Source organism: Ruania suaedae (genome assembly GCF_021049265.1).
Taxonomy (GTDB): Bacteria; Actinomycetota; Actinomycetes; order Actinomycetales; family Beutenbergiaceae; genus Ruania; species Ruania suaedae.
The window spans coordinates 1,670,613-1,692,700 of the sequence record NZ_CP088018.1; the positions used below are offsets into that span (position 1 = coordinate 1,670,613).

The 22,088-nt window shown below is 71.2% G+C and carries 20 protein-coding genes; 14 read left to right on the forward strand and 6 right to left on the reverse strand.

The annotated features are described in order from the left end of the window. The gene (gene xerD / locus LQF12_RS07725; RefSeq protein WP_231055378.1) at window positions 1–960 is read left to right on the forward strand and encodes a site-specific tyrosine recombinase XerD; all 960 of its coding nucleotides are present in this window, start codon (window positions 1–3) and stop codon (window positions 958–960) included. A 13-nt stretch (window positions 961–973) separates the two neighbouring features. On the opposite strand, the gene LQF12_RS07730 is transcribed toward xerD, so the two are convergent. Both LQF12_RS07730 and LQF12_RS07735 read right to left on the reverse strand, forming a co-directional pair. Further along, complete coding sequence (locus tag LQF12_RS07730; RefSeq protein WP_231055379.1) at window positions 974–2,428, reverse strand: SPFH domain-containing protein; 1,455 nt, start codon at window positions 2,426–2,428, stop codon at window positions 974–976. Window positions 2,429–2,500: 72 nt separating this feature from the next. Then, a complete protein-coding gene (locus tag LQF12_RS07735; protein WP_231055380.1) occupies window positions 2,501–3,709 on the reverse strand; it encodes a GNAT family N-acetyltransferase in 1,209 nt (402 codons plus the stop codon). Window positions 3,710–3,826: 117 nt separating this feature from the next. On the opposite strand from LQF12_RS07735, the gene LQF12_RS07740 reads away from it, so the two are divergent. The 9 genes from LQF12_RS07740 to der are packed head-to-tail and all read left to right on the forward strand — an operon-like array spanning window position 3,827 to window position 12,117. Continuing rightward, window positions 3,827–4,672: a ParA family protein gene (locus LQF12_RS07740; protein ID WP_231055381.1), complete on the forward strand. Its 846-nt coding sequence runs from the start codon at window positions 3,827–3,829 to the stop codon at window positions 4,670–4,672. Then, window positions 4,641–5,552: a segregation and condensation protein A gene (locus tag LQF12_RS07745; RefSeq protein WP_435531229.1), complete on the forward strand. Its 912-nt coding sequence runs from the start codon at window positions 4,641–4,643 to the stop codon at window positions 5,550–5,552. The genes LQF12_RS07740 and LQF12_RS07745 overlap by 32 nt, the downstream gene beginning before the upstream one ends. Next, window positions 5,549–6,184 carry an SMC-Scp complex subunit ScpB gene (scpB, locus tag LQF12_RS07750; RefSeq protein WP_231055382.1) on the forward strand — a complete coding sequence of 212 codons (636 nt, stop codon included), beginning with the start codon at window positions 5,549–5,551 and terminating at the stop codon, window positions 6,182–6,184. Before LQF12_RS07745 ends, scpB begins: the two co-directional genes overlap by 4 nt. Further along, entirely contained in the window at window positions 6,181–6,954 is a 774-nt protein-coding gene (locus LQF12_RS07755; RefSeq protein WP_231055383.1) for a pseudouridine synthase, read from the forward strand. Before scpB ends, LQF12_RS07755 begins: the two co-directional genes overlap by 4 nt. A 1-nt stretch (window position 6,955) precedes the next feature. Then, window positions 6,956–7,960, forward strand: a complete 1,005-nt coding sequence (locus LQF12_RS07760; protein WP_231055384.1) for a DUF2332 domain-containing protein — start codon at window positions 6,956–6,958, stop codon at window positions 7,958–7,960. 4 nt (window positions 7,961–7,964) lie between these two features. After that, entirely contained in the window at window positions 7,965–9,086 is a 1,122-nt protein-coding gene (locus LQF12_RS07765; protein WP_231055385.1) for a prephenate dehydrogenase, read from the forward strand. After that, on the forward strand, window positions 9,083–9,808 hold the full coding sequence (gene cmk / locus LQF12_RS07770) for a (d)CMP kinase (RefSeq protein WP_231055386.1): 726 nt from the start codon (window positions 9,083–9,085) through the stop codon (window positions 9,806–9,808). The genes LQF12_RS07765 and cmk overlap by 4 nt, the downstream gene beginning before the upstream one ends. Next, a complete protein-coding gene (locus tag LQF12_RS07775; RefSeq protein WP_231055387.1) occupies window positions 9,805–10,509 on the forward strand; it encodes a lysophospholipid acyltransferase family protein in 705 nt (234 codons plus the stop codon). Before cmk ends, LQF12_RS07775 begins: the two co-directional genes overlap by 4 nt. A gap of 57 nt (window positions 10,510–10,566) precedes the next feature. Beyond that, window positions 10,567–12,117, forward strand: a complete 1,551-nt coding sequence (gene der / locus LQF12_RS07780; protein WP_435531230.1) for a ribosome biogenesis GTPase Der — start codon at window positions 10,567–10,569, stop codon at window positions 12,115–12,117. Between the two features lie 95 nt (window positions 12,118–12,212). Here the strand turns inward: der and LQF12_RS07785 are convergent, their stop codons facing one another. Next, window positions 12,213–13,595: an ABC transporter substrate-binding protein gene (locus LQF12_RS07785; protein ID WP_231055388.1), complete on the reverse strand. Its 1,383-nt coding sequence runs from the start codon at window positions 13,593–13,595 to the stop codon at window positions 12,213–12,215. A 278-nt stretch (window positions 13,596–13,873) separates the two neighbouring features. On the opposite strand from LQF12_RS07785, the gene LQF12_RS07790 reads away from it, so the two are divergent. Beyond that, window positions 13,874–16,450, forward strand: coding sequence for a glycoside hydrolase family 38 N-terminal domain-containing protein (locus tag LQF12_RS07790; RefSeq protein WP_231055389.1), 2,577 nt, complete (start codon window positions 13,874–13,876; stop codon window positions 16,448–16,450). 37 nt (window positions 16,451–16,487) lie between these two features. Next, complete coding sequence (locus LQF12_RS07795) at window positions 16,488–17,570, forward strand: LacI family DNA-binding transcriptional regulator (RefSeq protein ID WP_231055390.1); 1,083 nt, start codon at window positions 16,488–16,490, stop codon at window positions 17,568–17,570. A gap of 76 nt (window positions 17,571–17,646) precedes the next feature. Here the strand turns inward: LQF12_RS07795 and LQF12_RS07800 are convergent, their stop codons facing one another. From LQF12_RS07800 to LQF12_RS07810, 3 genes are all read right to left on the reverse strand, one after another. Further along, entirely contained in the window at window positions 17,647–18,576 is a 930-nt protein-coding gene (locus tag LQF12_RS07800) for a carbohydrate ABC transporter permease (protein ID WP_231055391.1), read from the reverse strand. Next, complete coding sequence (locus tag LQF12_RS07805; protein ID WP_231055392.1) at window positions 18,576–19,538, reverse strand: carbohydrate ABC transporter permease; 963 nt, start codon at window positions 19,536–19,538, stop codon at window positions 18,576–18,578. The genes LQF12_RS07800 and LQF12_RS07805 overlap by 1 nt, the downstream gene beginning before the upstream one ends. A gap of 148 nt (window positions 19,539–19,686) precedes the next feature. Beyond that, window positions 19,687–20,448 carry a DeoR/GlpR family DNA-binding transcription regulator gene (locus tag LQF12_RS07810; RefSeq protein WP_231055393.1) on the reverse strand — a complete coding sequence of 254 codons (762 nt, stop codon included), beginning with the start codon at window positions 20,446–20,448 and terminating at the stop codon, window positions 19,687–19,689. Between the two features lie 85 nt (window positions 20,449–20,533). Between LQF12_RS07810 and LQF12_RS07815 the strand changes: the two genes are divergently transcribed. Next, window positions 20,534–21,412: a hypothetical protein gene (locus tag LQF12_RS07815; protein WP_231055394.1), complete on the forward strand. Its 879-nt coding sequence runs from the start codon at window positions 20,534–20,536 to the stop codon at window positions 21,410–21,412. A gap of 11 nt (window positions 21,413–21,423) precedes the next feature. After that, window positions 21,424–22,083: an aspartate/glutamate racemase family protein gene (locus LQF12_RS07820; RefSeq protein ID WP_231055395.1), complete on the forward strand. Its 660-nt coding sequence runs from the start codon at window positions 21,424–21,426 to the stop codon at window positions 22,081–22,083. Window positions 22,084–22,088 lie beyond the last annotated feature (5 nt).

Below are 22,088 nucleotides of genomic sequence, written 5' to 3' on the forward strand. Positions count from 1 at the left end.
ATGACCGAGCCCGAGCCGTCGGCCCCGGAGGTCTCCCCGTTCCGCGCGGAGCTGCGTGAGTACCTGGCGCACCTGGGGGTCGAGCGGGGGCTGTCCGAGCACACGCTGGCGGCGTACCGGCGGGATCTGAGCCGGTACGCACGGTTCCTGGCGGCGCGCGGGCGGGAGCAGGTCGAGGAGGTCACCGAGGCGGACGTGAGCGCCTACGTCGAGGCGCTGCGCGCAGGATCGGACGGCGGCCACCCGCTGTCCACCTCTTCCACCACCCGCGCGGTCGTCGCGGTGCGGGGATGGCACCGCTTCGTCACGCTTGAGGGTCGCAGCGAGCATGACCCGGCCGCGACGGTGCGGCCGCCCTCCGGGGTGAAACGCCTGCCGAAGGCCATCTCCGTGGCGGAGGTGGACAAGCTCCTGGCCGGTGCGTCGATGGCCGAGGGGGTGCTCGGCCTGCGCGACCGCGCCCTGGTCGAGGTGCTCTACGGCACCGGCGCGCGCATCTCGGAGGCCGTCGGGCTGCACGTGGATGACGTCGGCCTCGACCGGGGAGCGCCGTCGTTGCGGTTGTTCGGCAAGGGGCGCAAGGAGCGGGTGGTGCCCATGGGGCGCTACGCCGTCGAGGCGCTGGAGGCCTACCTGGTCAGGGCCCGGCCCGTACTCGCGCAGACGGGGCGGGGCACGTCCCTGGCGTTCCTGAATCAGCGCGGCAACCCGCTGAGCCGGCAGAGCGCCTGGGCGGTACTGCAGGCAGCGGCCGAGCGTGGAGGAGTGCAGGCCCACATCTCCCCGCACACGCTGCGCCACTCCTATGCGACCCATCTGCTCAACGGCGGGGCGGACGTCCGGGTGGTGCAGGAACTGCTCGGGCATGCGTCCGTCACGACCACCCAGATCTACACGCTCGTCACCCCGGACACGCTGCGCGAGGTCTACACCGCCAGCCATCCCCGCGCCCGCGGCTGAGCCGGGCCGCAGGCTACTCCGGACGCTGCTGCTGGTCCTGCGCCGTGTCCTGTTGCGTGGGCTCCGTGCCCTGAGCCGGGCCGGGCTGGGCAGCGGCAGGGCGTGCCGTGCGCTCTCCGTGCCCCTCGGCGAAGGCGCGGCCCACCGCGCGGCCCTGGATGACCTCAGTGAGGTCGATCCCGGTCGCCGCGCGGACGGAGTCGAAGACGCCCCGCATGGCCACCGAGCTCTCACCGGCGAGCATGCCGCTCGGGCCGGAGTCCGAGCCGCCACCGCTGACGAGTGTGACCTCGCCGATCGTGGCGTAGCCCTTCGCGAACTCGGCCATCAGGTTGGGCAGGGCGTCGACGACGCGCTGCATGAGCAGGGCCTCCTGGTGGGTCGACAGCGCCTCGGCCTCGGCTCGGATCGACTGGGCACGGGCCTCGCCCTCGAGGCGCGTCGCCTCGGCGTCGGCCTCGGCGCGAACCCGCGTGGCCTCCGCCTCGCGCGCGGCGATCGCGGCCTGGGCCTCGGCCTGCTTGGTGACCCGGTAGGCGTCGGCGTCGGCGTCCTTGGAGGCACGGTAGAGCTCGGCATCGGCCACCCGCTTGACCTCGGAGTCGAGCCGCGCCTGGGTGTTCTCGGCCTCCTGCTTGAGGACCTGCTGCTCGGCCTCGGCCTTCGCGAGTGCCTCCGCCTGGAGAGCCTGGGCATTCGCCCGGCCGACCTCGGACTTGGACGCGGCCAGGTTCTTGTCGTAGGCGGTCTGCTCGACGAGGTTGGCTTCCTCGTTGGTGATCTGCTGCTGCCGGACCGCGCGCTCGGCGTTGGTCTCGGAGATCTCCGCGGCCTGGCGCTTCGACTGGATCTCGGGCGCTCCGAGGGACTGGATGTAGCCGACGTCGTCGGTGATGCCCTTGATCTGGAAGGAGTCCAGGATGAGGCCCTGCTCATCCAGCTCCACGGAGACGTCGGTGGCGATCTGTTCGGAGAATCGCTTGCGGTCCCGCATGAGGTCGATCACAGGGAGCTTCGCGACGACGCCGCGGAGGGCACCTTCGAGCTGCTCGGTGGTGAACACCTCGATGGCCGAGTCCTGGGAGGCGAACCGCTCAGCGGCCCGCTTCACCGATCCGGGGTGCGAACCGATCTTGACGATGGCGACGGCCTCGACGTCGAGGGTGACCCCGTCCTCGGACTGCGCCTCGGCGTTCATGGTCACCTGCCGCGAGCGCAGCGAGATGACCTCGTGCCGCTGGGTCATCGGGTTGACGACGGCGCGGCCGTTGACGACCACCCGGACCGAGCTCTCGGGTTCGCCCTCGGCCCCGCGCTGCTTCACACCGGAGACGACCAGCGCCTCGTCGGCACGGGCCACCTTCACCCACGAGCGGAAGATGAGCAGTCCGATGATGAGCGCGACCACAGCGATCGCGGCGATCACCGCCGCGAGCGTGAGTGCCCCGATTCCTACAGCAACGTCCATCGCAGATGTCCCCTTCGATCCCCTGGTGGCGAGACGGTCGTCACTGACGCTATCAGCCCGCCGGCGGGCGACTCAGAAGTGGTTGCGGATCTGCACCTGGGGTCCGGTGAGGAGGCGGTCCAGCACGGCATCCGTCTGCGGCCCGCCACCGTCGAGATGGCCGAGCATGCGAAGCGTCGCGCAGTTCTGGACACCAGACCAGGCCAGCGCGAGGCCCTGCGGGGTGAAGGTACCCGCGTCCGCGGGCGTCGAGGAGGGCACCTGCTCGCACCGGGATTCCTCCCCTTCCACCGCGAGCCGGTAGGTGCCGTCCAGCACCCCGAGCCGGTCGCCGGCCACGGCGAACGTCAGGTCGGCATAGCCGCGCAGGCGACGTGCCGCGAAGGCCCCGGGCACGTCGTCGACCCGGAGCATGTAGTCCTGCCTTCCGATGAGATCCCAGTCCGTGGTGGGCAGCAGCAGGCGTGCCGGATCGGCGCCGGAGGTCTTCAGGTGCAGGGAGGGCATGACGCTGGCATGCGAGCCGAGGCTGTGCCACAGAGTGCGGTAGGCATGCCGGTCGAGTGCGACCAGCTCGGCCACCTCCAGTGCGCCGTCCTCCTGCGGGCCCCGCCTCCACGCGGCATAGCCGAGGACGGCGCCGCTCGGGTTCTCCACGACGCTCACCCCGGTGAACCGGTCGAGATGGTGCTGGTCGGAGCCGGTGAAGGTCGTGCCGCGGCGGCTCAGCGGACCGGACTGGGTGGCCGCCCAGGTCTCGTAGAGGCCGCGCAGGGCCGGGACGTCGTCGGGTCCGGCGCGCCGGATCCGGGTGCCCTCGCCGCTGGGAACCCGTGCTGCCACCGCGGTGGGCACCCGGACCGTGTCGAAGCCGCCGATGAGTTCGTATCCGAACGACCGGTAGATGCCCGGAGCGCTCGGGAAGAGTGTGGAGACGACCCCGCCCCGGTCGCGGGCGTCTGCGAGCGAGGCGCGGAAGAGGTCCTCGACCAGTCCGCGGCCGCGGTATTCGGCGGCCACGGTCACGCCCGCGATACCGATGGTGGGCACGAGCGAGCCCGCCCACCAGGAGTGGAAGTCCTTGGCGATCATCTGGCCGGCGAGCACGGCACCGTCGAAGGAGCCCCAGTGATGCTCGCCCGGCAGTGGCCACTGCTCGTCCGCCGCGGGTGCCGGCCCACCGGCGGGCATCCCGAAGGCCTCCGCGCTGATCCGCCGCCCGGCGGCTCGGTCCTCGCGGGTGAAGCGGCGGACCACGGGCGGCATGTCGGGAGCAGGCATGCTGAAGAGCCTAGAGCCCCACGTGCGCCCCGGCCGGAGCCGGGCTGCCGGCAACTCCGAGGCGATGCCCCGGTGTGCGCGGTTGGTAAAGGCTCCGGAGGCCAGTAGTTTGGCGGGGTGAGTACCGATGCACCTGAGCTGCGCACCAGCCGTGACTTCCCCGTGCCGGAACCGCTGAGCGGGCACGGCCCGGCACGCATCATCGCCATGTGCAACCAGAAGGGTGGGGTGGGCAAGACGACCACCACCATCAACCTCGGCGCGGCGCTGGCCGAGTACGGCCGCAAGGTGCTCATCGTCGACTTCGACCCCCAGGGCGCGGCCTCGGCGGGGCTGGGCTTCAACGCCCACGAGCTGGACCGGACCGTCTACACCGAGATCATGGCGGACAAGCCGGACATCACCGCGGTCATCCAGGAGACGGCAGTACCGGGCCTGGACGTCGTGCCGGCGAACATCGATCTCTCCGCGGCCGAGGTGCAGCTGGTGAACGAGGTCGCGCGCGAGCAGGCCCTCACCCGGGTGCTGCGGCCGGTGGCCGACGTCTACGACGTGATTCTCATCGACTGCCAGCCCTCGCTGGGGCTTCTCACCGTGAATGCGCTCACGGCCGCGCACGGGGTCATCATCCCGCTGGAGACGGAGTTCTTCGCGCTGCGTGGGGTGGCGCTGCTGGTGGAGACGATCGACAAGGTCCGTGACCGGCTCAACCCGCGTCTGCACACCGACGGGATCCTGGCCACCATGGTCGATGCCCGCACGCTGCACTCGCGGGAGGTGCTCGCTCGGGTGCGGGAGGCCTTCGGCGACACGGTCTTCGACACGGTCATCACCCGGACCGTGAAGTTCCCGGATGCCTCCGTGGCGACCGAGCCGATCACCACCTACGCGCCCAACCACGCCGGTGCCTACAACTATCGCAAGCTGGCCCGTGAGCTCATCGCCCGTGGCGACGTGGCCTGAGGCCGCGCCGGCGGCAGAACGCGACGCCGGGGACCCCGGCGAGGCCCTCGCGCCCTCGCGCAGCATCTTCGAGGTCCGGCTGACGAACTTCACCGGACCGTTCGACCTGCTGCTGTCCCTGATCGCCAAGCACAAGATGGACGTCACGGAGGTGGCGCTGGCCGTCGTCACCGACGACTTCATCGCCTACATCCGGGCGCAGGAGGAGTGGGACCTGTCCCAGGCGAGTGAGTTCCTCGTGATCGCCTCGACGCTGCTGGATCTCAAGGCGGCGCGGTTGCTGCCGCGGGGAACGGTGGAGGACAGCGAGGACCTGGAGCTGCTGGAGGCCCGGGACCTGCTGTTCGCCCGGCTCCTGCAGTACCGGGCCTACAAGGAGGTCGCGGCCCACCTGGCCGGAGCGTGGGAGCGTGCGGGGCGGTCACACCCGCGGCAGGCGCCACTGGAGCCCCGCTTCGCAGCCTTGCTGCCCGAGCTGGTCATGCAGATCGGTCCCGAGGAGCTGGCGATGCTGGCCGCACAGGCCTTGACGCCCAGGCCGGCGCCGGCCGGGGTGGACCTGACCCACCTGCACAATCCCGCGGTCAGTGTGCGCGAGCAGGCCGCCCACATCGTCGACCGGCTGCGACGTGCGCGCAGCCTCACCTTCCGCTCGCTGACCGACGACGCCGACGGCACCGCCGTCGTGGTGGCCCGCTTCCTAGCGCTGCTCGAGCTCTTCCGCGAAGGCGCGGTGGGCTTCGACCAGGCCGGCCCGCTGGGCGATCTCACAGTGCGCTGGACCGGCGCCGAGGACGGCGAGGTGGACGTCGACGACGATTACGAGGACCCGGCCGAGCCGGGCCCCTCCGACCCAGTCACGAGCGAGGACCACACATGAGCACGTCCGAGTCCGTTGCCGACCAGGCCGGCGTTGCTGAGCAGACGCCGGTGCAGGAGGTGCTCGCCCGGCCCGGCGGGCTCGAGGCCGCGCTGGAGGCCATCCTCATGGTCGCCGAGGCGCCCCTGCCCGCCGACCGGATCGCCAGCGTGCTCGAGGTCCCGACGGCGCAGGTCACCGAGGCGTTGCACTCCCTGCGCGCCGAGTACGCCGGCGACGAGCGGCAGCGGCAACGCGGCTTCGAGCTCCGCGAGGCCGGCGGCGGCTGGCGGTTCTACTCCCACCCCGCCGTCAGCGCGGTGGTGGATGCGTTCGTGCTCGAGGGGCAGACGGCCCGCCTGACCCAGGCGGCGCTGGAGACGCTGGCGGTGATCGCCTACCGGCAACCCGTCTCGCGTGGGCGGATCTCAGCGATCCGGGGCGTCAATGTGGATTCCGTGGTGCGCACCCTCCTCACCCGGGGCCTGGTCGAGGATGCGGGCAGGGACGAGGAGGGCGGCGCCGTCCTCTACCGGACCACGTCGTATTTCCTGGAGCGGCTCGGGCTGCGTACGCTGGACGATCTGCCACCGCTGGCGCCCTACCTGCCTGACATCGACGCATTCGACGACATCGACGGAGCCTCCTCATGACCGACCGCCGCGCCCGCGCCCAGGCACGCCAGGACGTGCACGACCCCGACGGCGTCCGGCTGCAGAAGGTGCTCGCCGGCGCCGGGTTCGGATCCCGTCGTGCCTGCGAGGGTCTGATCGCGGACGGCCGCGTCAGTGTGGACGGGGTGCAGGTGAGCGAGCTCGGGGTTCGGGTGGACCCGCAGCGGGCGGTGATCCACGTCAACGGGCTGCGGGTGCAGCTCGACGACTCGGTGGTGACCCTGGCGCTGCACAAGCCGGCCGGGGTGTACTCCTCGATGTCGGACGAGAACGGCCGCCCGGATCTGTCGCAGTTCGTCGCCGACCGCACCGAGCGGCTCTTCCACGTCGGCCGGCTCGACGCGGAGACCACCGGCCTGATGCTGCTGACCAACGACGGTGAGCTCGCCCATCGGCTGACCCACCCGTCCTTCGAGGTGCCCAAGACCTACGTGGCGCAGGTCGAGGGCAAGGTGGCGCGCGGTCTGGGCCACCAGCTCAAGCAGGGCACCGAGCTCGAGGACGGTCCGGTACGCGTGGACGAGTTCACGGTGATCGAGACCACGCCGCAGGCCAGTGTGGTCGAGGTGGTCCTGCACGAGGGCCGCAACCACATCGTGCGGCGGCTGCTGGCGGAGGTGGGCCACCCCGTCACGCACCTGAGCCGGACCAGCATCGGCCCGATCCGGTTGGGTCACCTCAAGGTCGGGCGTACCCGGGTGATCGAGGGACGGGAGCTCGGCAGGTTGATGTCCTCCGTCGGCCTCTGAGGTGGAGACCAGGGCGCCGGACACGGCGGCGTTCTACCGGCGGTGGGCGGAGGTCGAGGCCGACGGCTCGTCGCCCCAGTACGCCGCGCTCGCCCGCGCCGTCGCCGGCTCGCCCTCGGCCCTCGCGCTGCTCGACTCACTCCCGGCCGACAAGCGCCAGCCCAACCTCCTCCTCGGCGCGCTGCGATGGTCCGGCGCCCCTGTGCACGATCCGGCGGCGGCGCTCCGGCACCTCGAGCAGCGCGCCGGTGAGGTGACCCGCCTCATGCGCTGCCGGGCCACACAGACGAACGAGGTGGCGCGCTGCGGTGCACTGCTGCCCGCGCTGTCACTGCTGCACGCCCGCACCGGGCGTCCGTTGGCCCTGCTCGAGCTCGGTGCCAGCGCCGGCCTGTGCCTGGTGCCGGAGCGATGGAGCTACCGCTGGCGAGGGCCGGAGCACAGCACCGACCTCGACGGCCCGACGACGTCCTTCCGCGTGGACGTCACGGTCACCGGCCCCTTCCCGCCGCCGGCGATGCCCCCGATCGAGGCCAGGCTCGGCATCGACGCCACTCCGGTGGACCTCACCGATGACGAGGCCCTGCGCTGGCTGGAGTGCCTGGTCTGGCCCGAGCACGAGGACCGGGCGCAACGGCTGCGCGCGGCACTGTCGCAACTGACCACGAACCCCCCTGCCGTGCGGGCCGGGTTCTTTCCGCAGGACGTGGCGGCTGCGGTCGCCGAGCTGCGCGCCGCCGCCCCCGCAGCGAGCGTCGTGGTCATGCACAGCGCCGCCGCGGCCTACCTCGACGCCGGCGGGCGGCGCCGCCTCGCGCAGGTGCTCGCCGACCTCGGCGTGCACCACCTCGGCCTGGAGGGCGCCGCCGTCAGCGCCGACCTCGGGATCCGGGGGCCGGCGGGGCTCACGAGCGACCACCGTTTCGTGCTGAGCCTGGACGCAGAGGTGCTCGCCACCGCGCACCCGCACGGGCGTGACCTGCACTGGCTCGCCGGTAGGGTGTGACGTCGTGAGCGCCGACGACCCGACCGCGACCGCAGGACCGGTCCACATCGTCGGCACGGGCCTGCTGGGGACCAGCATCGGCCTGGCGCTGAGCGTGCGAGGGGTCGAGGTCACGCTCGCCGACACCTCGCCCTCGATGCTCGCCCTCGCCCGCGACCTCGGCGCCGGAACGATCCCCGCGCACCCGCCGATGCCGCAGCTGGTGGTGGTAGCCGTACCGCCCGACGTCACCTCGGAGGAGGTGGCGGCCGCCCTGCGGAGGTTCCCGGACGCCGTCGTGACGGACGTGGCGAGCGTGAAGTCGGTGCTGCTGCGCGAGCTGCGCGCCGAGGCCGGCCCGGAGCTGGACCTGAGCCGCTACGTCGGCTCCCACCCGATGGCCGGACGCGAGCGGTCCGGTGCGGCGGCCGCCTCGGCGGACCTGTTCACCGGCCGCCCCTGGGTGGTGGCCGCCCACGGGGAGACGGGTGAGCATGCGGTGCTCGCCGTCCGTGCGCTCGCCGCCGACGTCGGCGCCGCCGTCGTGAGCATGGACGCGGCCGAGCACGACGACGCCGTGGCACTGGTCTCTCACGTCCCGCAGCTGGTGGCCTCGTTGATGGCAGCCCAGCTCGTGGGCGCCCCCGAACGGGCGCTCGCCCTCGCAGGCCAGGGCGTGCGCGATGTCACCCGGATCGCTGCGTCCGACCCCAGGCTCTGGTCCGCGATCCTCACGGGCAACGCCCCGGCCGTCAGCGGGCTCCTGCGCGGCATCCGTGAGGACCTCGACCTCCTCGTGCAGGCCGTGGACCGCGCGGCTGCCGAGGGCCCGCTCGCTCCGGGCGCGGTGGCGGGCATCTCCTCGGTGATCGCGGCCGGCAACGACGGCGTCGCCCGGGTCCCCGGCAAGCACGGCGGGGTCCGCCGCCGCTACGCCGAGGTGATCGTGCTGGTCCCGGACGAACCGGGCGAGCTCGGCCGGCTCTTCTCCGAGGTCGGGGAGATCGGCGTCAACATCGAGGACTTCCAGATGGAGCACTCCCCGAAGCAGAAGGTCGGTATGGCGATCGTGTCCGTGACCCCGCAGTCCGCGCCGCCGCTGGAGCAGGCGCTCGAGAGTCGTGGCTGGCGGGTGGTGGCTCCATGAGCGGGATCGTGGTCGCCATCGACGGGCCCAGCGGATCGGGCAAGTCGACCATCAGCCGTCGGGTCGCGGCCGCGGAGGGGCTGGGCTATCTCGACACCGGCGCGATGTACCGGGCCGCGACCTGGTGGTGCATCCGCCAGGGCGTGGAGCTGACCGATACCGAGGCCGTGGCCGAGCTGGTGCGGGAGATGCCGCTGGAGATCGGCACGGATCCGGCCGGGCCGGTCTTCGCCGTGGGCGGCGAGGATGTCGGGGTGGTCATCCGCAGCACCGAGATCTCCAGCCTCGTCAGCGCGGTCGCGACCAACCTGCAGGTGCGACCGGAGCTGCAGCGTCGCCAGCGCGAGGTGATCGCGGCAGAGAGCGGTCGCGCACCCGGCAGTGGCCACCGGTGCCACAGCGACGGGCGCGGGATCGTCGCCGAAGGTCGGGACCTGACGACCGTGGTCGCCCCCGACGCCGACGTCCGGATCCTGCTGCTGGCCTCGGAGGAGGCACGGCTGGCGCGCCGCGCGCAGGAGCTGCACGGCAGCGTCGACCAGGAGACGCTGGCGGCCACGCGCGACCAGGTCGTGCGGCGTGACGCGGACGATTCCACCGTCTCCAACTTCACCACCGCCGCCGACGGGGTGGTCACGGTCGACACCTCGGCACTGAGCCTGGAGGAAGCCGTCGCCACCGTGCACCGGATCGTCACGACCGCTCGGAGGCAGGCGCGATGAGCGAGGAACGACCCGCCTCACCGGGCCAGACCATCACCGCCGACCAGATCAAGCGGTGGGGTCCGACTTGGTCGCGCCGGGTGGGCACGATGCTGGCCAAGGGAGTCTGGAACACCCGCGTGGTGGGCGCCGAGCGAGTCCCTCGCACCGGCCGGCTGCTGGTGGCCGCCAACCACACCGGCATCATCGACGGCCCGCTGCTGCACGGGGTCATCCCGCGCGAGTCGCACATGATCATCAAGGAGGAGATGTTCTCCGGGGTCATCGGATTCCTGATGCGCGGCGCCGGTCAGATCCCGGTGGACCGGCGCAACGGCCGGGCCGCGCTCCAGACCGCGCTGACGCTGCTGCAGGAGGACAGGCTCGTCGGGGTCTTCCCCGAGGGAACCCGTGGTGGGGGCGACGTGAAGCAGACCAAGGCCGGGATCGCCTGGCTGGCGGTGCGCTCCGGGGCGCCCGTCCTGCCGGTGGCGATCCTCGGCACACGGCCGGCCGGGAAGAAGCCCGGGTACATCCCCGGGTTCCGTGGCCGGCTGCTGGTGGAGTTCGGGGAGCCGTTCGTGGCAGTGGACCCGGGCGCGGGGGTGGGCCGTGCGGCGGTGACCGAGGCGATGGGTCGCATCCAGCAGGAACTCGGCGCCCACGTGCACGGCGCGTCCGAGCGACACGACATCCCGCTGCCCAGGAGCACCGAGATCTGAGGGCAGGGTCGGCGCTGCGCGAGTCCCGGTTGGGCAGATCGCGCTCGGGCGGGGACAATGGCGGGCGTGACCGACGAGCCGAACCTTCCCACGCCCGCTGACGGCGACCCTGATGCCCCCGCCGACCCCGAGTCCTGGGAGCGGCCCGTCGCCGACCTGACCGAGACCGAGGACGACGCCCGGCGCGCCGACGCGCTCCGTGCCGGCCTCAGCGAGTACGACCTCGAGGACGAGGATCTCGCCCTGCTGGAGAGCCCCGAGGGCGAGGCCGATCATGCCGGGCCCGCCGGCCCGCCGCCCGTGCTGGCGGTGGTCGGTCGCCCGAACGTGGGCAAGTCGACGCTGGTCAACCGCATCCTCGGGCGTCGGGAGGCCGTCGTCCAGGACACCCCGGGGGTCACGCGCGACCGGGTGAGCTATCCCGCCGAGTGGGCGGGCCGGGACTTCACGGTGGTCGACACCGGCGGGTGGGAGCGCGACGCCCGCGGGCTGGGCAGCCGGGTGGCGGACCAGGCGGAGATCGCGATCGCGCTGGCGGATGCGGTGCTCTTCGTGGTCGACGCGGTGGTCGGACCCACCGACGAGGACGAGTACGTGGTCCGGATGCTGCGCCGGGCGGGCAAGCCGACCATCCTGGTGGCCAACAAGGTCGACGACCAGCGCGGTGAGGCGGATGCGGCGCTGCTGTGGTCCCTGGGCCTGGGCGAGCCGTTCGCCATCTCAGCCCTGCACGGGCGCGGGTCCGGCGATCTGCTGGACGCCGCACTGGCGCTGATGCCGCTGACCTCGGAGGTCGCGGGCGAGATCCCGGAGGGCGGCCCCCGCAGGGTCGCGCTCGTCGGGCGGCCCAACGTGGGCAAGTCCTCGCTGCTCAACTCCGTCTCCGGGGGCGAGCGGGTGGTCGTCGACGAGGTCGCGGGCACCACCCGGGACCCGGTGGACGAGCTGGTCGTGCTCGGTGGCCGGCCGTGGTGGTTCGTCGACACCGCGGGGATCCGGCGGCGGGTCCACCAGACCTCGGGAGCCGACTTCTATGCCTCCTTGCGCACCCAGGGCGCGCTGGAGAAGGCGGAGGTGGCCGTCGTCCTCATCGACGCCAGCGTCCCGATGACCGAGCAGGACATCCGAGTCGTCCAGCAGGTGATCGACGCCGGGCGCGCCCTGGTGATCGCCTACAACAAGTGGGACCTGATGGACGAGGACCGTCGCTCCTTCCTCGAGCGCGAGATCGAGCAGCAGCTGGTCCAGGTGCCGTGGGCCCCGCGCGTCAACCTCGCCGCACGCACCGGGTGGCACACGAACCGGTTGGTGTCCGCCCTCGACGTGGCGCTGCGGTCCTGGGACACGCGAGTGCCCACCGGGCGGCTGAACGCCTTCCTCGGGGAGCTGACGGCGGCCAACCCGCACCCGGTGCGCAGCGGCAAGCAGCCCCGGATCCTCTTCGCCACGCAGGCGAGCACCCGCCCGCCCCGGTTCGTGCTGTTCGCCACCGGTTTTCTCGACCCCGCCTACCGGCGGTTCGTCGAGCGCCGGCTTCGGGAGACGTTCGGTTTCGAGGGGACGCCGATCTCGATCGGTGTGCGGGTGCGGGAGAAGCGCCGCCGCTGAGATCCCGCCCCTGTGCCACGCCCGCACATGAGGACGGCGCCGGGCCTGCTCCCGCAGACCCGGCGCCGTTCTCGTTCGTGGCAGTGGCTGACTGCTCAGCCGCCGGCGGTGATGTTCTCGTAGGCGCGCATCGCTGCCGCCTGCGCGTCGGCGAGGGCTTCCTCGGGCTCGGCCTCACCCAGGAGCGTGGTGGTGATGGCGTTGTTGAGCTCGTTCTGGATGTCCTGACCGGCGGGGGAGGCCCCGAACGTCTGACCGTACTCGAGCACGTCGTAGTAGGTGGAGATCGTCTGGTCGAGGCCCTCGTTGCCGGTAGGGACGACCCACTCCTCGCGGATGGCGGCATCCGCCTCCGGTGAGCCGGTGAACAGCCCGGTGTTGATGCCACCGTCGGCCTCACGGGTCTCGCCACGGGCCTGACCCGCGGCCTCCCAGGCCTCGAAGGAGGTCAGGTTGAGCATCCACGCGCAGGCGGCGGCGGGGTTCTCGGCACCGGCCGGGACCACGAAGGCGGTACCGGAGGCCACCGAGAAGGGCTCGCCGTCAGCATCGCGGAACGGCACGGCCTGCAGCTCGAGGTCATCGACATAGGGCACCAGCACGTTGGGGTACCACTGCGCGTTGATCTGGGCACCGACCTGGTTGGCCACGTACTGGTTGTTCTCCCCGAAGGTGTCGAAGGAGTCCGTGAAGCTCTTCACCTCGGCGAAACCACCCTGAGCCTCGGTGACCTCCCGCAGCATCTCCAGGCCCGGGATGTTCGCGGGGTCGTCGAGCGTGGGAACGCCGTCGGCGTCGGTCAGCTGACCGCCCATGCCGAGGATCCACAGCTCGCCCTGACCGGTGGCCACGGGGTCGAAGCCCAACCGGGTGGGGACGCCGCCGTCCTCCTCGTACATCGCCTCGATGGCCTCGAGCAGCACCTCCGGCTGGGAGGTGTCGATGTCCTCGGGGCTGACACCGGCCTCGTCCAGGACCTCCATGTTCAGCAGGATGGCCGGCGGCTGGAAGAACTGCCCCACACCCCAGATCTGATCGTCCAGGCGCATGTCGTCGATGACGAAGGGGTAGTAGTCCTCCTCCGGAGCGACCTCATGGGCGTCGTAGCACTCGTCGAGCGGCATCAGCAGATCCTGCGCCGCATAGGTGGCGACGTACCGGCGGTCCATCTGGACCACGTCGGGAACGTCGCCGCTGGCGAGGCGGGTGGTGAACTTCTGGGCGTCGAAGCCGGTGGCGTCGAGCTCGATCTCCAGGTCCGAGAGCTGCTCCTCCGCGTAGTCCAGTCGCGACTGGCCGACGTCGTCGGCATTGTTGAAGCCCCAGGCGGATAGTGTCCCGGTGGGTTCGGCGCTCCAGTCGACGCCGGCGTCGCCGCCACCAGCGCCCTCGCCCCCGCCGCCGCTCTCGCCGCCGCAGGCGGACAGGAGCAGCGCCGCGGGGAGTACGGCGGCGAAGATCATGCGCTTTCTCGTCATCTCACAGGTCCCTTCGTGTGACAGCCCGGCGACCATGCCGGGAGGTCGGTACCCGCCGCGCCGTCGTCGGAGCGACGTATGGAATCCTTCCCACACAAAACGGTAGATCACTGACGTGATCACCACAAGGGCAGTGATCAACCCGTGACCTAGCAACCGGGACAACCTGGGACGTAGCGCCGCGTTCGTCGGCGGTTCGGCCTTGCCGAGCGTTCCGAGCTAGGGCTAAGGTCTGTATGGCAACGTTGCCAGATAGTGAAGGGGTCACGGCTCTCCTGATGAGCACCATCCGACACCTCCACCTGGTGGGACACACCCACCACGATGTGGGGTACACCCTCAGTCCGCGGCTCGTGGACGGCCTGCACTGCGAGATCGTCGGGCGCGTGCTCGACCTCTGCGACGCCCACGACGGCGACGCACCCGGTGCATTCCGCTGGACGTTCGAAGCGGCCAGACCGGTGCTGCGGTTCGTCGCCGAGGCGCCCGCGCGGGACGTGGACCGTCTCGCCGAGCGGATACGGCAGGGGCGGATCAGCGTCACCGGCGGGTATCTGAACATGACGCAGCTGCCGGGCGAGGCGGAACTGGATGTGGCCTACGACGCGTTGGCGGGCCTGCGCCGTCGCGGCATCGACCTGCGCACCGAGCAGCACGGGGATGTCAACGGCATCGCGTGGGGCACGGTCGAGCAGATGCGCCGGGCCGGCCTGTCGCGACTGGTGATGGCGCTCAACCCGGACCACGGCCGCCCGCCGGCGCCGCAGCCCTCGGGCTTCTGGTGGGAGGGGATCAGTGGCCACCGGATCTTCGTCTGGCTCTCGACTCACTACGGCATCGTTGAGGAGTGGGGGATCATCGACGCCGACGTCGAGGAGGCGATCGCGCGGATCGAACGCTTCGTGGCCGAGCTCGAGGCGCGGGAGGACTATCCCTACGACGCGGCGCTCGTGCACGCCGCCAACGACAACCGATGGCCCACCGCGCTGTTCCTCGAGGTGGTCCGACGGTGGAACGAGCGGCACCCCGATCGCCCGATGAGGACGGCGACGATCGACCAGGCCCTGGACGCGCTGCTGGCCTCGGTCGACCCGGACGCCCTACCGGTGATGCGCGGCGAGTGGTCGGACTGGTGGTCGCACGGTCACGGATCGACCGCACGCGAGGTGGCGGTCTACCGGGAAGCCCGGTCCTTCGCCCGCGCCGCCGGTGCGCACCACGCCCTGACGATGCTGCGCGGGGACGGGCCGGTGGCCCACGCCGACGTCATCGGCTACCGGCGCGCTCCGGTGCGCTCCCGGTCGGCCGCGCGCGTCGTGGACGACCTCGACGCCGTCGACGAGCAGCTCCTGCTCTTCGGCGAGCACACCTGGGGGTCGTGGGAGACCTACCGCAAGCCTCACTCGACGTTCTCCCACTCCCATTGGAACGCCAAGGCCGGGTTCGCCTACACGGCGTGGGACCACGGGCGTGACCTGGCGGTCGAAGGCATGCATCGCCTGATCGCCAGCGGCACCGAGCAGGCCGGGACGGCCGGCGAGCCGCAGGATCCGGCGCGCGTGGTCGTCCTCAACCCGACCGAGAGCGAGCGCACCGAACCGGTGGAGGTGGAGGTCGACGGCGCGAGCAGGGTGCGCCTGGTGGCCACCGTGCCTGCCTTCGGCATCGCGCTCCTGCCGCTCCCGGGCGCGGGAGAGGCGCGGACCGAGACAGATCGCGCCGAGGTCTCCTTCGGCGCCTACGACGTCACGGTGAGCAGGTCGGGCGGGGGAGTGGTCTCGCTGGTGGAGCGGCGCAGTGGACGCGAGCTCGTGGACACCGGCGCACCGCACGCGCTGGGTGCCGTCGTGATCGAGTCGGTCTGCGCAGGCAGTACGCATCCGATGCTGACCCGTGACCCGAAGGACTTCCATCCCGACAACCCCGGGCCGGAGTTCGACCGAACCCCCGCGGCCGTGAGCTCACCCATCACGGTGACCACGCGCGCGGATGCCGTGACGCTGGAGTGGGAGACGACGCCGGCGGAGCTGCCCGCCGCCCGGAGCACGCTGACCCTCTACCGCGACAGCGAGGCGATCGACTACGCCGTGCACCTGGTCAAGCCGGAGCGGTTCGGGCCGGAGAGCATCTTCGTGGCCTTCCCGTTCGCCTTCGACGAGCCGGACTACCTGCTCGAGACCGCCGGCGCCATCTACCGCCCCGACTCCGAGCAGCTCCCGGACACCTCGAAGGACTGGTTCTCCATCCAGCACGCGATCGGCGTCGGTGACGGGAGGTCCGGACTGCTCTGGTCGAGCGCCGACGCCCCGTTGGTCCAGCTGGGCGGCTTCCACACCGGGACCTGGGCGCGGACGCTGACACCCCGGACCGGTCACATCAACAGCTGGCTGATGAACAATCTGCACTTCACGAACTTCCAGGCACGCCAGGAGGGCACGCGGACCTATCGGTACCGCTTCGTCCCGACGTCGACCCCACCCTCCCCTGCGCAGGTGGCACGCTTCGGGCGCGATGCCGGGCTGCCACTGCAGGCACGCGCCACCCGGGTCCCGGTGCCCTGGCAGGGGCCGAGCGGCCTGAGTGTGCACACCGACGGCGATGTCCTCTGTGAGCTGCGGCCCGTCAGCGCCGACACCGTGCGCGTGCGCCTGCGTGAGATCGCCGGGGAGCGCGCCACGGTGGAGGTCCGGACGCCGGGCGGCCACCACGACGCCCGCCTGCAGCCGTACGGGCGCGAGGACGTGATCGCCGGCGTCGCGCAGCAGACCGCGTGGCACGGGAGCGCGGCGGAGATCGATACCATGCCTGACAATCACCTGTTCAGAGGCACGGTCGAGGAGGGAGCGCCATGGTGAGCAGACGTCCTCAGCCGAGCGCCGGGGGGAGAAGCCGGTGAGCGCCCCGTCGCGGCGGCCCACGATCCGCGACGTGGCCGAGACTGCCGGGGTGTCCCGGTCGACCGCCTCGCGTGCCCTGACCGGCCGGGGCTACGTCGCCCCGGCGGTGCGCGAGCGCGTCCGGACCGTGGCGCAGCAGCTCGGCTACGTCCCGGACATCACCGCCCGGTTCCTCAAGCAGCAGACCAGCCGTTCCATCGGTGTGCTGGTCTGGGACATGCGCAACTCCTTCTACGGTGAGCTCGCCTCGGGCATCAGCCAGGAGTCGCGCAAGCACGGTTACAGCATCATCCTCGCCGACGACCTCACCGGCCCCGAGGCCAAGGTCGAGGTGGCCGAGCGGTTCCTGTCCATGCGGGTGGCCGGGGTCATCATCACCCCGACCAGCCCGGAGGTGACCACCTACCTCGCCGAGCGCCACGTCCCGGTGGTGGAGGTGGACCGGCAGTTCGCCGCCGGCCAGGTGGACGCGGTGGTGGTCGACAACATGGCTGCCTCGCGGCGCGCGACGGAGAGTCTGCTCGCCCTGGGCCACGAGCGGATCGCCCTGGTCATCGACGAGATGGACTGGACCACCGGGCGCGACCGGCTGGCGGGCTACCAGGCGGCCCTCGCCGAGGCGGGTCACGACCCTGACCACGTCCTGGTGATCAGCGCCGGCTGGGACGTGCCGAACGTCTACCGGACGGCCCGTGAGCTGCTCAGCAGACCCGACGCGCCGACGGCGGTGTTCGCCGCCAACAACGTGCTCGCCGAAGGCGTGTGGCGGGCCGCGGCGGATCTGGGAATCGTGATCCCGCAGGACCTGAGCCTGGTCGCCTTCGACGACGCGCCGTGGATGACGCTGGTCTCACCGCGGGTGACGGCGGTGGCGCAGGATGCGGTGGCACTGGGCGAGATCGCCGTACGGCAGCTGCTCGAACGCATCGAGCGGCCGGACGTGCCCGCACGCACGATCATGCTCTCGGCGTTGCTGCGCGAACGCGAGTCCATCGCCCCGCCGGCGGCCGCTGCGCGGACGGTCCCGGCCGCGCGTACGACCCAGCAGCCCGTACTCAGGGCCCCGGGCGGCGCCTGAGGCCCAGCTCTGCCGCTACACCCCGGACCGAGGAGGGCCCGACACCGGAACCGGTGCCGGGCCCTCCGCGGTGTGCCTACCCCTTGCGGCCGGTGGTGGCCACTCCCTCGATGAAGTAGCGCTGACCGAAGGCGAACAGCGCCAGCATCGGGAGGGTGACCATGAGGGAGGCCACCATCACGTACTGGTAGTCGCCCTGGCCGCCGGCGGTGGGGGAGTACTTGGTCATCGCGTAGGCGATCCCGAGCGGACCGGTGAAGTCCTCGACGCTGCCGGCGTTGAGGTAGATCAGGGCCTGCTGGAGGTTGTTCCACGAGGCCTGGAACTCGAAGAGCAGGACGATCACCACCGACGGCACGGACAGCGGCATGGCGATCTTCGTGAACAGCCGCCAGTAGCTGGCACCGTCGATGCGGGCCGCCTCGAACAGCTCCCGGGGCAGCCCGAGGAAGAACTGGCGCTGCAGGAAGATGTAGAAGGCGGACCCGAACAGGTTGTAGGCCCACAGCGGCGCCCAGGTGCCCAGCAGGCCGATCTCCTTCCAGATGAGGTAGATCGGGATCATCGTCACCGCACCCGGAAGCATCATCGTGGCCAGCACGAGACCGAAGAGGATCTTGCGGCCCGGGAAGCGGAAATAGGCGAACCCGAAGGCCACGAGCGAGCTCGAGAAGGCCACGGCCACGGAGGCGAGGACGGCGATGCTGACGCTGTTGAAGAGCCAGCTCAACAGCGGCAGCTCCTCCCAGACGGTGATGTAGTTGCCCCAGTTGAACGTCTCCGGCACCAGCGAGTTGTCGAAGACCTGTCCGCGCCCCTTCAGGCTCGCCGAGATGAGCCAGATCAGGGGGTACATGAACGCGGCGGTGAAGATCAGCAGCAGCACCCAGCTGGTGCCCTTCCCGATCCGTGTGCTCAACCGGGGCTTCTCGCGGATGATCTGCCGTTCGGGCTGCGGCTCCTCGGGAGCTGCGGCGCTCTGCCGCGCCGGGATGTTCACGCTCATCAGTTGCCTCCCTCGTAGTACACGAACCGGTTGCCGAACTTCATCTGGATGAACGTGACGCACATGATGATCACGAACATCAGCCACGCCATCGCGGCGGCGAAGCCGAAGTTGAACTGACGGAACGCCTGCTGGAAGAGGTACACGGCGTAGAACAGCGACGCCTCCGGGGAGGAGTTGGACTGGTCGCGCCAGAAGAGCAGGTAGGCCTGGTCGAAGGTCTGGAACGCCGCGATCGAGAGCACGATGACGTTGAAGAACATCGCCGCGGAGATCATCGGCAGGGTGATGGTGGTGAACTTGCGCACCGCGCCGGCGCCGTCCAGGGAGGCCACCTCGTAGAGCTCCCGGGGCACATTCTTCAGTGCGGCCAGGAAGATCACCATGGTGCCGCTGACGGCCCACAGGCCCATCAGCACGATCGAGGGCTTGATCCAGTCCGGGTCGACCAGCCATTGGGGACCGGGAAGGCCGAAGAAGCGCAGGAACTCGTTGATCGCCCCCGAGTTGCCGTTCAGGAGCAGGAAGAAGATCGCCGCGGTGGCCACCACCGGCGTCATCTTCGGCAAGTAGAAGACGGTCCGGAAGAAGCCCGCCCCCCGGCCGAGGCGGTTCAGCAGGGTGGCGAGGAAGAGCGCGAAGGCGATCTCGAGCGGGACCGAGAGCAGGGCGAAGAACAGGGTGTTGCCGAGCGAGGTAGCCACCCGGGGGTCGGCGAACAAGTTCTCGTAGTTCGCCAGCCCCACAGGGGTCTGCGCGTTGGTGGCGAGGTTGTACCGGCTGAAGGAGAGCACCAGGCTCCAGATCATCGCCCCGGCCGTGAAGATGCAGAAGCCGAGGATCCAGGGCGTGATGAACAGATACCCGGCGATCGCTTCGCGCCGGTTGTACTTGCGGGCTTTGGGCGGCTTCGAAGGCGGTGCCTTCGAACCCTCGGCGGTCCCCGCCGTGGTCTGTGTCATCGCGTCCTCCTGGCCGTCGACATGTCCGGTGCCCATGCGCACCCTCGTGGTGCCGCAGGCCTGGGCCGGCGTGTGGCATCGTTACCACATGCGTTGATAGTAGCCACCTTCCCTAGTGTGTGCAACGGCGAACATCTGCGCCGAGGGCTCAGGGCGCCACCACGACGCGGGGCACGAGCTCGCGCCACTGGCTGAGCGCCGGCTCGTCCGCGCCCCGGTCGGTGACGACCACGTCGATCTGGTCCCAGCGCAGGAACCTCAGGGGAGCGCGCGCGGTCGCCTTGGAGTGGTCGACCAGAAGGATGGTGCGCTCGGCGCGCTCGGAGAGGATCTGTTTGACCTCCGCATCCCAGGCGGCCGTGCAGTACAGGCCGTCCGCGGCAACGGCCACCGCGGAGATCAGTGCCACATCGGCCGCCAGATCGGCGGCGCCCGCGCGGGTGGCGGGCCCGCCGAAGGAGCGCGTGGGCGAGTGGTAGGTGCCACCGAGCCCGATGAGTTCGAGGTCGCTGCGATGCTCGCAGGCGCTCAGGACCGGCATCGAGTGGGAGATCACCCGGTATCCGCCGGGCAGCAGCGCGGCGAGCGCGGCGACGGTGGTGCCGGCGTCCAGTGCCAGCGTGTCGGCCTCCTCCAGGAGCGGCAACACGGCTCGCGCGATGGCCTGTTTGGGGGCCTGTGAGCGACGTTCTCGCCGGTCGAAGGTCTCCAGTCCGGTGGCGTCGGGCGCAGTGGCCCCTCCCGGCACGCGCCGGGCCAGGCCGTCGGTGTCGAGCTGGGTCAGGTCGCGGCGGATGGTCATCTCCGAGACGCCGAGCTCGGCCGCGACGTCCTTGGAGGCCACGTAACCGCGATCGCGCAGCCGCCGGAGCAGGTCCTCGCGGCGGGTCGGGGCGTCGGTGTAGCGCACGCGCACAGTTCAGCGGGCCGCACACTGCTTTGTCAATAGGTGAACATCCTTGACCTATGTGTTCACATCCGAACAGAATGGTCACGTGACCACACCGACGTTGAACGCCATCGCCCGCCCGAGCGGCACCCTCGCGATGGTTGCCATGGACCAGCGCGAGAGCCTGCGCACGATGTTCGCCGATGCGGGCGCCGGCACGGTCGGCGACCAGACGCTGGTCGACTTCAAACTCGCCGTCGCCCAGACCCTCGGCACCCGTGCCTCCGGCTTCCTCATCGACCGGCAGTTCGGCCACGACCAGGCCCGTGACCTGCTCGGAGGGCGCACCGGTTTCATCCTGGCGGCCGACGCGCTCACCCAGGAGCCCGGGGGACCGGTGGAGGAGACCGGCCTCGATGACGTCATCCTCGCCCCCGACTTCGACCTCACCGGCATCGACGCGCTGAAGCTGCTCGTCATCTGGCGCCGGGACGACAAGCGTGAGGAGCGGGTGCGGCTGGCCGAGCGCTTCATCGCAGCGGCCGCCGAGCGCGGTGTCCTCTCGGTGCTCGAGCCGGTGGTCCGGCAGTCCACCGAGTCCGACGCCGACTGGGACCAGACCGCCGCCATCCGCGAGGCCGCCCGCGAACTCTCCCCGCTCGGGCCGAGCCTGTACAAGGTGCAGGTCCCGATGGCGGGTGCCGGTGATCCCGCTGCGCTGCGCGAGGCGTGCGAGGACCTCGCGCGCGACATCACCGGCCCCTGGGTGGTGCTCTCCCAGGGCGTGGCGCTACACGACTTCCACGACGCCGTCGCCACCGCCTGTGCTGCCGGCGCCAGCGGCTTCCTTGCCGGCCGCGCGCTGTGGAGCGACGTCGTCGGGGTCGAGGACGTACCGAGCCGGCTGCGTGAGGTCTCCCTGCCGCGCCTCGAGCGCCTGGTCGAAACGGTCGAGACCACCGCCCGTCCGTGGACCCAGGCGTAAGCGGCACGCCGATGACCACACGGGTCGGATTCGTGCACACGGCCCCCGCCCTGACGCCGGTGTTCGAGGACCTGCTCGCGGAGTACAGCGGCGAGGTCGGAGCCGAGGCGCTGCACGTGGCCGACGCCTGGCTGCTGCGCACCGCGATGGCCACCGGTGTCAACCCGGGCGTTCACGCGCGCGTCCGGGCCCACGTGGAGCACCTGGCCGCCCTCGGCGCCGACGCCGTGCTGATCACCTGCTCCTCGATCGGGGAGACGATCGACTCGGCCGCTGCGCACGTGTCGGTCCCGGTGCTCCGGGTGGATGCGGCCATGGCCCAGCAGGCCCGCGCACTGGCGGCCGGTGGCACCCACCACCGCATCGCGGCGCTGGCCACGTTCGAGTCCACCCTCGGGCCGACCCGCCGGTTGCTCGAGGCCGCGGCCGGCCCCGGTGTCGAGGTGACCGCTGAGGTGGTGGCCGGTGCCGCCGACGCCAAAGCCGCCGGAGACATCGCCGGACATGACTCTGCCATCCGTGCCGCCGCCCGACGGCTGGCCGCGGCGGCCGACGTCATCGTGGTGGCCCAGGCCTCGATGGCCTCCGCCGTGGCCGACGCCGACCTGCCCGTACCGGTGCTCACCTCTCCCCGCACCGGGGTGGAGGCGGTGCTTGCTGCCGCTCGCTGACACCG